This window comes from Roseivirga seohaensis subsp. aquiponti (assembly GCF_001267955.1).
GTDB classification, from domain to species: Bacteria; Bacteroidota; Bacteroidia; order Cytophagales; family Cyclobacteriaceae; genus Roseivirga; species Roseivirga seohaensis.
The window spans coordinates 24,238-37,593 of sequence record NZ_JSVA01000008.1; the positions used below are offsets into that span (position 1 = coordinate 24,238).

At 38.1% G+C, this 13,356-nt stretch carries 15 protein-coding genes; 4 read left to right on the forward strand and 11 right to left on the reverse strand.

Features of this window, described 5'->3' with window-relative positions:
* Position 1: 1 nt before the first annotated feature.
* Together fabF and OB69_RS07040 are read right to left on the reverse strand one after the other, a co-directional pair.
* Positions 2-1,252, reverse strand: coding sequence for a beta-ketoacyl-ACP synthase II (gene fabF, locus OB69_RS07035; RefSeq protein WP_053223002.1), 1,251 nt, complete (start codon positions 1,250-1,252; stop codon positions 2-4).
* 23 nt (positions 1,253-1,275) lie between these two features.
* The gene (locus tag OB69_RS07040; protein ID WP_053223003.1) at positions 1,276-1,515 is read right to left on the reverse strand and encodes an acyl carrier protein; all 240 of its coding nucleotides are present in this window, start codon (positions 1,513-1,515) and stop codon (positions 1,276-1,278) included.
* 51 nt (positions 1,516-1,566) lie between these two features.
* Here OB69_RS07040 and OB69_RS07045 point away from each other — a divergent pair, with 51 nt between their 5' ends.
* Entirely contained in the window at positions 1,567-2,064 is a 498-nt protein-coding gene (locus OB69_RS07045; protein ID WP_053223004.1) for an IPExxxVDY family protein, read from the forward strand.
* A 1-nt stretch (position 2,065) separates the two neighbouring features.
* On the forward strand, positions 2,066-3,502 hold the full coding sequence (pyk, locus tag OB69_RS07050; protein WP_053223005.1) for a pyruvate kinase: 1,437 nt from the start codon (positions 2,066-2,068) through the stop codon (positions 3,500-3,502).
* On the opposite strand, the gene OB69_RS07055 is transcribed toward pyk, so the two are convergent.
* The 5 genes from OB69_RS07055 to OB69_RS07075 are packed head-to-tail and all read right to left on the reverse strand — an operon-like array spanning position 3,499 to position 7,281.
* Positions 3,499-5,064, reverse strand: coding sequence for an NFACT RNA binding domain-containing protein (locus OB69_RS07055; RefSeq protein ID WP_053223006.1), 1,566 nt, complete (start codon positions 5,062-5,064; stop codon positions 3,499-3,501). The genes pyk and OB69_RS07055 overlap by 4 nt on opposite strands.
* A complete protein-coding gene (locus tag OB69_RS07060; protein WP_053223007.1) occupies positions 5,064-5,825 on the reverse strand; it encodes an MBL fold metallo-hydrolase in 762 nt (253 codons plus the stop codon). The genes OB69_RS07055 and OB69_RS07060 overlap by 1 nt, the downstream gene beginning before the upstream one ends.
* Positions 5,822-6,097 carry a hypothetical protein gene (locus OB69_RS07065; RefSeq protein WP_053223008.1) on the reverse strand — a complete coding sequence of 92 codons (276 nt, stop codon included), beginning with the start codon at positions 6,095-6,097 and terminating at the stop codon, positions 5,822-5,824. The genes OB69_RS07060 and OB69_RS07065 overlap by 4 nt, the downstream gene beginning before the upstream one ends.
* Positions 6,094-6,483, reverse strand: coding sequence for a response regulator (locus tag OB69_RS07070; protein WP_053223009.1), 390 nt, complete (start codon positions 6,481-6,483; stop codon positions 6,094-6,096). Before OB69_RS07070 ends, OB69_RS07065 begins: the two co-directional genes overlap by 4 nt.
* Positions 6,484-7,281 (reverse strand): Hpt domain-containing response regulator, encoded by a 798-nt coding sequence (locus OB69_RS07075; RefSeq protein WP_053223010.1) that lies wholly within the window; start codon positions 7,279-7,281, stop codon positions 6,484-6,486. It lies immediately after the preceding gene.
* Positions 7,282-7,286: 5 nt separating this feature from the next.
* Here OB69_RS07075 and miaA point away from each other — a divergent pair, with 5 nt between their 5' ends.
* A complete protein-coding gene (gene miaA, locus OB69_RS07080; protein ID WP_053223011.1) occupies positions 7,287-8,240 on the forward strand; it encodes a tRNA (adenosine(37)-N6)-dimethylallyltransferase MiaA in 954 nt (317 codons plus the stop codon).
* On the opposite strand, the gene OB69_RS07085 is transcribed toward miaA, so the two are convergent.
* Complete coding sequence (locus OB69_RS07085) at positions 8,214-8,651, reverse strand: hypothetical protein (protein ID WP_157608504.1); 438 nt, start codon at positions 8,649-8,651, stop codon at positions 8,214-8,216. The two genes, miaA and OB69_RS07085, sit on opposite strands and share 27 nt — an antisense overlap.
* 144 nt (positions 8,652-8,795) lie before the next feature.
* Here OB69_RS07085 and OB69_RS07090 point away from each other — a divergent pair, with 144 nt between their 5' ends.
* Entirely contained in the window at positions 8,796-10,109 is a 1,314-nt protein-coding gene (locus OB69_RS07090; protein ID WP_053223013.1) for a glycosyltransferase family protein, read from the forward strand.
* On the opposite strand, the gene OB69_RS07095 is transcribed toward OB69_RS07090, so the two are convergent.
* Genes OB69_RS07095 through OB69_RS07105 form a run of 3 tightly spaced genes read right to left on the reverse strand, consistent with a single transcriptional unit; the run spans position 10,106 to position 13,340 of the window.
* Complete coding sequence (locus OB69_RS07095) at positions 10,106-11,581, reverse strand: oligosaccharide flippase family protein (protein ID WP_053223014.1); 1,476 nt, start codon at positions 11,579-11,581, stop codon at positions 10,106-10,108. The genes OB69_RS07090 and OB69_RS07095 overlap by 4 nt on opposite strands.
* Before the next feature lie 3 nt (positions 11,582-11,584).
* Positions 11,585-12,112 carry a class I SAM-dependent methyltransferase gene (locus tag OB69_RS07100; protein WP_053223015.1) on the reverse strand — a complete coding sequence of 176 codons (528 nt, stop codon included), beginning with the start codon at positions 12,110-12,112 and terminating at the stop codon, positions 11,585-11,587.
* A complete protein-coding gene (locus OB69_RS07105; protein WP_053223016.1) occupies positions 12,105-13,340 on the reverse strand; it encodes a glycosyltransferase family 4 protein in 1,236 nt (411 codons plus the stop codon). The genes OB69_RS07100 and OB69_RS07105 overlap by 8 nt, the downstream gene beginning before the upstream one ends.
* Positions 13,341-13,356: the final 16 nt, after the last annotated feature.

A 13,356-nucleotide genomic window follows, 5' to 3' on the forward strand; every position in this document is an offset into this window, starting at 1 on the left:
TTCAATCCAGTTTTCTAAATACAACTGATGTATTGTGACCACCAAAGCCGAAAGTATTACTCAAACAGGCATTGATTGTCCTTTCCTGAGCTTTATTGAATGTGAAATTCAACTTAGGATTGAACTGGTCATCATCAGTAAAATGATTGATGGTTGGAGGAACAATTTGATGTTCAATTGATTTTATTGCTGCAATCGCCTCAATAGCTCCAGCAGCTCCTAAAAGGTGGCCTGTCATCGACTTGGTAGAACTGATGTTCAGGTTATACGCATGCTCACCAAATACTTTTTCAATAGCAATCACTTCACTCATATCTCCCAAAGGAGTAGATGTTCCATGAACATTGATATAATCAATTTCCTCAGGCTTCATTTGAGCGTCTTCAAGCGCATTAATCATTACACTTGTAGCCCCTAAGCCTTCAGGATGTGGTGCGGTAATATGATAGGCATCAGCCGACATTCCACCACCAACAATTTCTGCATAGATTTTGGCTCCACGTGCTTTCGCATGCTCATATTCTTCAAGAATTAAAGCCCCAGCGCCTTCTCCCAAAACAAAACCATCTCTGTCTTTGTCAAAAGGTCTTGATGCTGTTTGCGGACTGTCATTTCTCTCAGAAAGTGCTTTCATAGAGTTAAATCCACCCATTCCTGCTTCGGTTACAGATGCTTCTGAGCCACCAGTAATCATCACTTTAGCTTTCCCTAATTTAATATAGGTCATAGCGTCAATCATGGCGTTAGTAGCTGATGCACAAGCTGAAACTGTTACAAAGTTAGGGCCGCGAAAACCGTATTTGATTGAAATCATACCCGCAGATATGTCTGCAATCATTTTTGGAATAAAGAAAGGATTGAACCTTGGGGTACCATCACCTTGAGCGAATGACATTACTTCATCCTGAAAGGTTTTAAGTCCTCCAATTCCTGATCCCCAAATTACTCCGGCTTTGGATAGGTCAATAGACGCTAAGTCCAAGCCTGAATTTTCAAAAGCTTCAGTAGCCGCAACCATTGCGAACTGAGTAAAGAGATCCATCTTACGAACCTCCTTCCTGTCGAAATAATTTAAAGGATCGTAATCCTTTACTTCGCAGGCAAACTGAGTTTTGAATTTTTCTGGATTGAAACGGGTGATAGGCCCAGCACCACTTACACCTTTAATTAGGTTATCCCAATATGTATCAAGATTGTTCCCTAAAGGTGTTAGTGCGCCAAGGCCTGTTACTACAACTCGCTTTAATTGCATATAAGAGTAGTAAGTAATACTTATTAATTGCTAACGTTAGCTTCCAGGTAAGAGATGGCATCACCTACGGTGCCAATGTTCTCTGCTTGATCATCTGGAATTGAAATGTTGAATTCTTTCTCGAACTCCATGATTAACTCAACAGTGTCAAGTGAATCTGCTCCAAGATCATTAGTGAAGCTTGCTTCGGGAGTCACCTCTGATTCTTCTACTCCTAGTTTATCAATGATGATATCCTTTACTTTTGATGCAATGTCCGACATTTTGGAAAATTTTAGTTAAAACGTGTTGCAAAGAAATGCAAATTAACAATAATGTCAAACATATTTTTTAATCTTGTCGTAGGTACTTTGAGTGTTCAGAAACCTGTTTTTTTAGCATCTATGGCAAAAAATAAACTTGAAATTTCTTATGAGATCGATTTTGAGCTGATAGCGATTAATGCCAGTGTTAAGGAGTATAAACTTGCTTGGATGTTAAACAAAACCCTAGGGTGGAATTTGGTCAAAAATGAGAATATCAAACTGGATTTTACAGGAAATAGAGGGATGTTAATCTCAAACTATTTGTACCAAACTGAGTATCAGATTTTCAGACTAATCAGGAATAGAGCGATTGAGGGAGAGGAGCAATATAATGCGTTTATTATTCCTGAGTTAAAGAATTTCGACTTTTTCATTATGATAGAAAATGAATCTGTTGGTTTTGACCTAAATACTTTCATTTCAAAAATCAAAGAAATACCTTTCGTTCAATTCGCGGTGTTAATGGATGCTGCGACATTAAAGTCTAAGGACAATTTAATATTTTAACATGGGTTATAATAAGAATATCAATAAAGCTAAAATTGTGGCCACGGTAGGTCCCGCAAGCGACTCTAAAGAGATGCTAAAGGAATTGATCTATGCGGGGGTAAATGTTTTTCGCTTAAATTTTTCGCATGGAGATCATGCAAATAAGTCTCAAATAATAGAGAGGATAAGAGAACTTAATAATGAGTTAGGTACCTATTGCTCTATACTTCAAGATTTGCAAGGGCCTAAAATAAGGGTAGGTGAAATTGAAGGCGGTGAAGTATTAATTACTGCTGGCCAAGAAATAGTGATTACCACCGAACAGATGGTGGGGAATAGCAAAAAAGTTTCTACTGTTTACGAAAATCTATCTACTGATGTAAGTATTGGTGATATGATTCTGATTGATGATGGTAACCTAGAGCTTACGGTTAAATCGATTAATGGTGCAGATGTTACCTGCGTTGTTAAATACGGTGGAATGCTGAAATCTAAAAAAGGAATTAACCTTCCATTCACAAAGGTATCTGCCCCTTCTCTTACTCCAAAAGATATTGAAGACTTGGCATTTGGCCTTGAAAATGATGTTGACTGGATTGCTTTATCTTTCGTTCGACATGCTGATGATATTCGCGATTTAAGATCAAGAATTCAGGCGGCAGATAAGGATTGTAGAATTATAGCTAAAATTGAAAAGCCAGAAGCGCTTCAAAATATAGATGAAATCATAGCTGAATCCGATGCGCTAATGGTTGCTCGTGGAGATTTGGGAGTTGAAATCGTTATGGAGGAAGTGCCAATCGCTCAAAAAATGATTGTTGAAAAGTGCAATTTGGCTGCTAAACCAGTAATCATTGCAACTCAAATGATGGAGAGCATGATTTACAATCCACGTCCTACTAGAGCCGAAACAAACGATGTTGCGAATGCTGTGTTGGATGGTGCTGATGCATTAATGCTTTCTGCAGAAACTGCTGCTGGTAAATACCCAGTACAGACTATTAAGAGTATGGCAAAGACTATTGCCTCGGTGGAATCATCTGCTCAAAGTATTTACAGTAATTTTTATGAGCCTTTAGAATCAAGCGATACTTATATGAATGATAACATTATGTTGTCAGCTTGTCGTTTGGCAGAAAGAATCGAAGCCACTGCGGTTTTGGGAAATACAGTGTCAGGTTATACAGCTTTTAAACTATCCTCACATAGACCCAAGTCACATATCTTCATTTTCACTCCGAAAAAGAGTTTGTTGACGAAGCTGGCTTTGGTTTGGGGAGTTAGAGGATACTTCTACGATAGCCAAGAGTCTACGGATCAAACGTTTAAAGATCACGAAAATATTCTCAAGGCAAACGGACATTTAGAGAAGGGAGATGTATTTATTACCACCGCGAGTATGCCTATTCGAGAAAGAGGTAGAACCAATATGTTAAAGCTTAATATTGCAGATTAAGCTTCTGTTTGTGGCCCTTGAGAAGGAACCATTATTACCTTTTCTTGAGCCACAAATACTTGCCCTGGAGCCGTGCCTTTCTTTTTTCGCACATGTTTAACAGGCGTATAAATAACCGGTACTAATGTATCGGTTTTTCTTTTTGAATAGTATGCTGCAAATCCAGCAGCTCGTTCAATAACAGATGTTGGAATGCTTTTACCTGCCTGATGTTTAATCAATACATGAGAGCCAGGAACATCTTTGGCATGTAGCCAAAGGTCTTCCTTGAAGGAGTGTTTCAAAGTGAGCTCATCATTAGATTTTGCATTTTTTCCTACCCAAACCTGATAGCCCTGAACCAAAAAGGTTTTGTAAGGTAAATGAACTTCTTGGTTGCCCTTATTTCCAGCCAAGTCGCTACTTTTTATGATTAACCTCAGGGCTTTGAGGTTTTCGGTTTTCTCAATTGCTTCTTTCTGGTTTTGAAAACTAATTAGCTGTTCTTCTTTATTTAAAATGTTTTCTGTGAGTTTTTCAACTTCGATTTTTCTATTCTTCGACTTACGGTAATAATTTTCAGCATTTTTTTGTGGGGAAAGTAACCTGTTAAGCTTAATGTCAATATTCTCGTTTGTGTAGAAGTTGAATAGGTTAATCGTTGTTTCTCCTGAGGGAATTGCATGGAGGTTAGCCATAATAATGTCCGCAATTTCATTAGGTGCAGTGGCTGATTCAAGCTTATCTAATTGCTGTAGTGTTTTATGAATGTAGCTCTTGGCTTGACTGATTTTTTTATTGAGCAGTTGTATGGCACTGCCTTTTTCTTTTTCAAAAAAATACTCGGTGTGAAAAACCTGATAAAAACGATTTAGTGCTTCTACAGGGTCGGTTGAAAGTACCTCTTTTATTGTGCCGTATTCAATTAAACTTAATGACGGTCTTCCGTTGATTTCAGTAATATAAAATGGGCTAGTTTCTAGTTTATGAACCAACTCTGATAACTTGCTCCACTGCTCGGTAGCAGTGAGTTCGTGGAAACGGCCCGTTAATAGGTGCTCTTTGATTAGTTTTCCGAAAGTAGGGTAGAACTTGCTGTAGTCAGGTTTGGTCAAATAAAGAGCTTCTGAGCGGTCGATCGGTCTTTCTAAAGAAGAGAGGGTAATCGACTTGTCTGCTATTAACTTCTTTTTAAATAACTGAGGGTTTTGACCTTTGGGAATTAAGATGATATTAGATCTATTTCCGTGCATTTTGAAAAGTAGCACAGCGCCATTTTTAAAGCCAATGTGAAAGGCCCTTTCATTTCCGTATTGGTGAATCGATTGAACCTTACATCGAACCAAAAAAGGGAAAATGTCAGCACTGTTTCGTTTACTTCGAGCAAAGTTTTTAGGAAAAGATAGGGCTGTGAAATCACTCTGAAGCGTGGCTCTGAGATAAAAACTGTTCTTGTCTTTTAATAAAAAGCCTAGAATTAGTTCGTCTTTTTCTTGGCTAAAGGATTCAACTAACTCTGCTCCCAGAAGTAATTGCTCTAGAGATTTTGAAAGTCTTTTTAAAACGTAATAATTAAGGTGCACTAGATTTCGATTTTTAGCCCATCGTAAGCTATTTCGATATTTTCTGGCAGAAGTTTCTCTGTTTTTTTATGAGTACCCATTCTATGACTCAAATGTGTGAAATAAGTGTGGTCTGCATTGATTTCTTTAGCTAAACTAATGGCTTCATTCAGGGTCATGTGGCTAAGGTGTTCGTCAATTTGAAGTGCATTTATCACTAAGGTTTTTGAACCCCTTATTTTATCCTTTTCTTTGTCAGAGATCGTTTTGGCGTCTGTTATGTAGGTAAAATCTTTAATTCTAAACCCAAAAACAGGTAGCTGAAAATGGGATACTTCAATAGGAGTAATTTTTGTTTTTTCTATAAAGAAAGGCGAGTTGTCGATTTCTTGAATTTCAACCCTAGGAATACCTGGGTACTTATTTTCACTGAAGATATAAGCAAACTCCCTTTTCAGTTGTTCTACCACATTTTTTCGGGCATAAACAGGCATATCCTTTTTTTGAAGAAAGTTGAATGACCTAATGTCGTCCATGCCAGCCGTGTGGTCTTTGTGTTCGTGTGTAAAAACAAGAGCGTCTAATCGAGTGATGTGCTCCCTAAGGATTTGCTGTCTAAAGTCAGGGCCAGAGTCAAAAATTATACTTAATCCGTCAACTTCTACATGGATGGAAGTCCTAAGCCTTTTGTCTCTAAAGTCAAGCGAACGACAAACCTCACAGGTGCATCCAATTACGGGAATTCCTTGAGAGGTTCCGGTGCCTAAAAAAGTAACTTTCACAGATCTATTTCAGTTTGAGACAACTCCATTAAGAGCTTTCGGTTCTTTTCGTTGAGCTTAGATTTGTCTATTTGAACGGACTTCAGTATGTCAATCAGGCAAGAGATTTTACCTTCGGTAGTGTAGTATTTATTAACGATTGCTATTTTGGTGTCATTCAAAAGGCAGTAACCTGATTTGAAACTGCCTTTCTCATAACGTAATATGTAGTCAGATTCAGCGAATATATCTTCGAGTTTGCTCAAAAATTGTTTCGTGTACCTAATAGTCATTCAGCAGAAGCAGTGTATTTTTTTACCAATTCGATGAGCTTATCGTAATCCAATGGTTTTTGCATATACTCATTGATTCCGGCCTCGAAAAAAGTGCTTTCAGGAAGGTTTTTAGCATTTCCTGAGATACCAATAATAGGCACTTTTCCCTTTTTGTTTTTAATGGATCTGATCTTTTTCGTGGCCTCTAACCCGCTTAATACCGGAAGGTTGAAGTCCATTATAATCAGATCGTAATCACCTTTTTCATATTTATCCAAAACGCTTTGTCCATCTTTGGCAGAGGTGATTTTGCAGTTTTCGAAAAGCAGGATTTTTTTCAAAAGGTTTTGAATTACGGAGCTGTCTTCCGCAACGAGTACGTTCTTATAATCCACTTCAGTCATTTAGTTTAAGTTTAGAATTCTTCCGTAATTACTTACGAAAGTGGTGAATAAAGCAAGTAATTGCCGTAAATAATTTTCTAAATCTGTTGTTTTATGATTTTTTATTTCGATTTCTGCCTTTTCAGAAAACTCGGCAATGGGAGTCAGTCCTAAAGATGCCGAATTTCCCTTGATGGTATGCAAGATACTTAAAATTTTGTCAATATCATTTGATGCAACGTGAGATTTTAACTGCTCTATGGCCTCGTTCGTCTCTGTTTCAAATTCTTTATATATTTCTAATAGCTCTTTCTGAGAAGCATATTTTTCGAGCTCTTTAATCGTTTTTATATCAATCAATTCTGCATCTGATAGCCTCAGAGCTTGATTTGAAGCAGATTTTTCTTCCCTCCATTTCTGAAGAAGTTCTCCGATTTGATCCTTGAAAATGGTGGCTTTTATCGGTTTTAAAAATAGTTCATCAAAACCTAGTTGTTTGAATGAGGTATTTCCAAAATCGTCTGAAAAACCAGTGACGGCAAAAATCAGTGAAGGGTAATCGGGGTGTCTTTCCTTAATAAGATTTAGGCATTCAAAGCCATCCATTTCCGGCATTTGAATATCCATAAGTATAACATCTGGAATGTGATTTTCAAGAAATTTCAGGGCAATATGGCCGCTTGAAGCTGATAACAATTCTGTATCTTCGTCCGATAAAACGGAACGTAAGTATTGACGATTTATGTCATTATCGTCTACGATGAGTATTTTTCTGCTCAAAATGGGATGTCTAGGTCGAAGTCTGGCAAGTTTATTCATTAATTATGACGATTCAAATAGGAGGTGTGATTAAGTTTAACTTTTTAATTTGTGTGGTTGGTCCCACGGCTGTAGGGAAAACAGCGCAATCAATAATCTTGGCTAAAAACCTTGAAAGTGAAATTGTTTCGGCTGACTCACGACAGTTTTATAGAGAATTAGAAATTGGTACCGCAAAGCCTAGCGCTGAAGAGCTTTCTACTGTAAAGCACCATTTGATCAACTCGTTGTCAATTCATGATCATTATGATGTTAGAAAATTTGAAAACGATGCTTTGAAAATTTTAGACGATATTTTTTCCACAATTAAAACTGCTGTTATGGTGGGCGGTTCAGGGTTGTTTGTTGATGCAGTTTGTTATGGATTGGATGATTTACCACAAGTACCTTCTGAATTAAGAGATGAACTAACTCACGAACTCAATACGAATGGGCTTCAATCGCTTGTGAATGAATTAATGGAATCCGACCCAGAGTATTGTAAACATGCCGACCTTAAAAACCCACAACGTGTAATTCGAGCTTTAGAGGTTGTTCGCTCAACGGGAAAGCCCTTTAGTAGCTTTAGAACAGGTAAGAAAGTAGACCGACCGTTTCATGTAATTATGGTAGGGCTAGAAATGGAGCGAGAAAAGCTGTATGAGCGAATTGATTTAAGAATGGATCAAATGATCGAAAACGGTCTGTTTGAAGAGGCCGAAAAATTCTATACAGAACGTAATCTTAATGCACTTCAAACAGTGGGGTATAAAGAAATTTTCGGCTATTTGGCCGGAGAATACGATAAAGAAGAGGCCATCCGATTGCTCAAAAGGAATTCAAGAAGATATGCCAAACGCCAAATGACTTGGTTTAAGAAAAATGAGCAAGTCAAATGGTTTGAAGCTACTGACAACGAAGGCGTGTTAAAATATGTATTGTCTGAAATTGAATCAAAAAGTCTTGAATCCGAAAAGTGAGGCCACCATTTTATTTGCCGGGGAAGCGATAAATCTATTGTATTCTCCTGAAGTGGTTCTCAGTTTACGTAACAGTTGCTTCTGCTCTTCATTCAATCGCTGAATTTGGGTAGATAATGGTTTGTCCGATATTTGAGGGGCAGCCAAATTAATTTCATCAATCAACGCCTCTTCTTTATTAAAGCTTTGAAACCTATCAGTTGATGTCTTTTTCAACTGCATGGCCACTTCCGCCAATGGTGAAACCTCGTTGCTGTTGTGGTAACCTAATATTAACTGTTTTCTTTCACGGCTTACCTCCTCCATTCTGTCAATGGTTTTGGTAATGTTAGCTTTTCTAGGTTTTATTTGATTGTATATGTAAATCGAAAATAGAAGGGTGAACCCTAATAATGCGACTATAATTGGCATGTAACCCATTGTTGTTTGTTTTGTATTTGACCTAATTTGTTCGAAGTAAATTTTTTTTGAGAACAAAAGCAAAGTTAACCCTTAATAGCGGCTTAATACCCCATTGTTTTATGTCATTATCGGTTTTCTTATCATATTTGACCAATGACTGATTCTGTCAATAAAAAAGTTTTGATTGTTACCTATTACTGGCCGCCAAGCGCTGGTGGTGGAGTGCAACGTTGGCTTAAGTTTTCTAAATACTTGCCTGAATACGGTTGGGAACCAGTGATTTTTACGCCTGAAAATCCTGATTTCGATTTGAAAGATAAATCTTTGGCCAAAGATGTTTCTTCACAAACCGAGGTCTTAAAATTCCCCATTTGGGAACCTTATTCAATATTCAAAAAGCTTTCTGGAAGAAAAGAATTAAAACAAGGTCAGGTACTAGAAGGAGGGAAGAAGGGCTTTATGTCACGCTTAGCCATTTGGCTTCGAGGTAATATTTTTATTCCTGACCCTAAGGTGTTTTGGGTAAAACCTTCGGTTGATTACATCGCTTCTATTTTAGAGAGTAACAACATACAGACCATAGTTACCACCGGGCCACCTCATTCTATGCATTTGATTGGGCTAAAACTCAAGATGAAAAATCCAGCCATCACTTGGGTAGCCGATTTCCGTGATCCTTGGTCGAAATGGGATATTCTTCAGAAATTCAATATGACTGCATTGGTTTGGCGGAAACACAAGAGCTTAGAGCAGCAGGTAATACGCGCGGCCGACTGTGTGCTGACTGTGAGCGAAAGTTGGAAGAACGATTTTGAAGACTTAGGAGCCAGAAGAGCAAAAGTGATTACCAACGGTTTTGATGATGAAGATTTTAAGACTTCCGTTTCAGTTACAAACTCAGATAAATTTAGAATTAGTCATGTAGGCATGCTCAATGTTTTCAGAAATCCAGAATGGTTTTGGAAGGCCCTGAATGAAATGGTTGCCGCAAACGAATTTGATAACGATTTAGAAATTGAGTTTGTGGGAATTCTCAGCGATGATGTGCTGGCTACATTTCAAGATCATACTCATCTCGCTCCACTTATTCAGAAGTATAATTATTTACCTCATACAGAGGTGTTAGAGAAGTACAGACAATCTTCTGTACTGCTATTGCTTCAGAATAATTCCGAAAATGCAAAAGGCCATTTGCCTGGGAAGTTCTTTGAGTATTTAGGTGCCGATCGAAGAATACTTTGTGTTGGGAATAAGGAAAGCGATTTGGCGGAAATTCTTGACAGGACAAAATCGGGAAGCGTGTTTGAGCAGACAGATGCAGATCAGTTAAAATCCTTTTTAAGAGAAACCTATCAAGATTGGAAGAATGGAAATTTGGTTTCTAATGCTGAAGGAATATGTGAGTTTGGAAGACGAAGCCTAACACAAAAGTTAAGTGAATTACTATATACCTTGGGTACTCGCTAATTCTTCTTTAAACGATTTAAAAAACCAAATACAAGACTATTCACCTCTTGTGATACCTTGAGCCCAATGGTGAGCCCAACAAGTAGAACACTAATAACGGTGGAGCGGATAAGGATATCCAAAAGCGTTTGCTCCAGTGTAGGAATCCATTGATTTACCCAAAGTACCAAACCAATAATCGCTAGTAATTTGATGCTTCCCATTGAAAACGGTTGAATTTTAAATTTCACCCAAACGAATAAAAACTTACTTAGGTTAAAAGTAAGCATGGCTAAAAACGAAGCTATGGCAGCTCCTTCAATTCCATATTTTGGAATCAATAATAAATTAAGCACAATGGTAAGGATGGCTAAAATACCCACTGCAACTACATTGAATTTGTAGTGTTTGGACATTACGATGATTTCTCCATTGGTGCCGAAAATCATATCGCTTAGCTTTCCTAAGCCTATAAATAACACCACGTTAATGCCTTGAATGTACACTTCACCATTGGGGATAAATGAATAGAGGCTTTCTAAATTTGCCCAAATACCAATAAGCAGCAAGCTTCCTATAATCATTTGGTTAATAGAGGTTTGCTTATAGAGTTTCTCTACAGCAGGCATATCATTCTTCTCGAAGGCTTGAGAAATAAGTGGAGCAGAAATTTGAGTAATGGAACGTTTAGGCATTTCAATCACCACCCCAATAAAAAAGGCAACTGTGTAAATCCCTGTGGCATCTAAGCCCAAAGCTCCGCTCACCATAATACTATCAATTTGTAGCACGATTTGCGTACCGCCTGCGCCAATCATCATATAAACCGCATAGGTTATGATTTGCTTCAGTAGCGCTGTGTTGATGAATTTAAAGTTGAAGCTGAGCTGAAAAGCCTTAAGCTGGCGTAGATAAAAAATAACGGTGATCACCATCAGCAGGTAGGCGGCAGATAGCCACTGAATAAGTCCATTAAAAGTGATGATGTTTAAGGCATAAAGCGCAACAAGAACCGTGACGGAAAGCCTGAGTTGTATGTCTCGAATTAGTGTAGGAATAACAATTTTTAGTAAACTTCTGCAATAAGCCTCTAACAATTGAAATTGAATAAGTAGAAGGCTAATCAGTAGAGTAATTCCAAAATACTCGATAAACAACCCTGATTCTTTGGCGAAGTAAGCAGTTATTTCGGTTTTGAACAGAAAGGTAAATGTGGCAAATAAAACGAAGCCAAAAACTCCTCCTAAAATAATAAAGCTGAGAAAGCCTTTTTGATCTTTCAGTTTTGGAAAGAATTTGACCAAAGCAGAGCTCAAACCAAACTGCCCAAAAGTTGCCATTAAAAACGCACTGCTTTGAATTAACCTGAACAGGCCAATTTGATCTGCTTCTAGAAAATAAGGGAAAAGCCAAAGTACATTGATGTAACCAATCAGCACCCCAAGGTAGGCGATGACTGAAGAACGAATGCTTTGTTTAATTACGATGCCCACAGGTTATCTTTCCGCCTCGATGATATAATAGCGTGGCGTGAATTTTCTTAAAATTGGTCTGAAACCGAGTTTTTGAACAGGGCTAACCCATTTTTCCCTATTAAGAATTTTCCACCCCGATTTCTCCACAAGCCAGTCGAATTGCCAATCTTCAAATTCATGAAAATGTTGATCCCATTCGTCTAATTTATTGCGGTAGGCTTTTGCAAACCATAGGCTCAGAGGAACTGACGCAAAAAGTTTAGGTGCTTTTACTTGAGAAAGAATTCCCATTGGGTTGATTAAATGCTCTAATACTTCAAACATGGTAACGGCATCATACCCCTCTTTTGCAATAATTTCGGGGTTTAGGTCGAAGTCCACGCCATAAGCATTATCTACTTGGTAACCATAGTCTGTCAAATATGCCGACATATCATTTGGAGTTCCCAAATCCAAAATTTTACTTCCTTTCGGAAGAGATGCTTTCATGAATTCAAGGGTTTGCTCGAATCTTCTGTACTTGGTAATGTGTTTGTTTTTATCAGTCATTGGATTCAAGTAATTGCTGGTATTCGTTAATGAGTATTTCGCCTGTAGCTTCCCAATTTTCGTTCTGATTTACTGTGGCTTCATAACCATTTTTGCCAAGCTGGAGATAAAGTACCTTATTCAAATATAGTGCTTCAACTTTATCTGCGAAATCTTTTGAGTTTCCGCCTTCAAAAACTAACCCGCTATTGAGTTTTTCTACCACTCGCTTCAGTGGTGGCGCATCGCTGACCAGCACTGGCTTCCCGACCATCATGCCCTGATAAAGCTTGTGGGGAATAGTGTTGTCGGTGTGCCCATTTCTGTTGTGCGGAATCAAGTTTACGTCTGCAAAAGCCATGTATGAAAAGAACTTAGTAAAGGGCTGATAGCCATTGATTTTTACTTGATTCTGAATGCCATGCTTCTTAATCAACTCTTCTAACCAATTATGGGTGGCTGCTGAAAGTGTACCCGTAAGTTCTAACCTGATTTGAGGGTGATGCTTTAGAAATGCCAAGCCTTCAATGGCTACATCCACGCCTCTGTGAGGCCCTACACCTCCAGTGTAAGCAAGTATAAAGTCGCCTTCCTTTTTTTCATAAATATCCTCAAACGACTCTTGATTTAAGAAGTCTTTTCCTTCGGAATTGGTGATGGTAATGATTTTGGAATATGGAATGTTGTGAAGCTGATGAATCCTTTCTGCCATTTCTTCAACCACTACAATCACTTTGTCGGCCGATTGAGCCATTTCTTTTTCATACTTCAACCACTTATTGAAGTCAAAGAATAAGTTGTTCTTAAAACGAATAAGGGGGTTCTTTTTCCACATAAACCACACCTTTAAAGCTTCTGGGTAGTTTTCATGAAAATCGAGAATCACCTTTAACGATGGATTTTTTTGCTTAAGCTGTAAAGCTGTTTTCGCTAAGGGCAAGTCGTGAACATGCAATGCATCGAAGCTCTCTTTTTGGTTGAGCCAAAATAGTTTTTTATGAAATTTAGGTTGGAAGAAGCCGAAAGCAACCAAAAGGATGTCCCAAATGCCTCGCCAGAAAAAAGTTTGAGCAACAGGTATCCTGTGCACTTTTATACCATTAACGACTTCGAAATCTTGTTCATTTTTCCGTTGTAAGCATATGAGGTGTATTTCAAAGCCAGCCTTGATAAGTGCACTTGCTTCTTTGGTTACTCGAATGTCATTCGGGTAAAATTCGTGTAGAAGCATGCAGATTTTCTTGCCCATAGCTTCAAATTTAGGA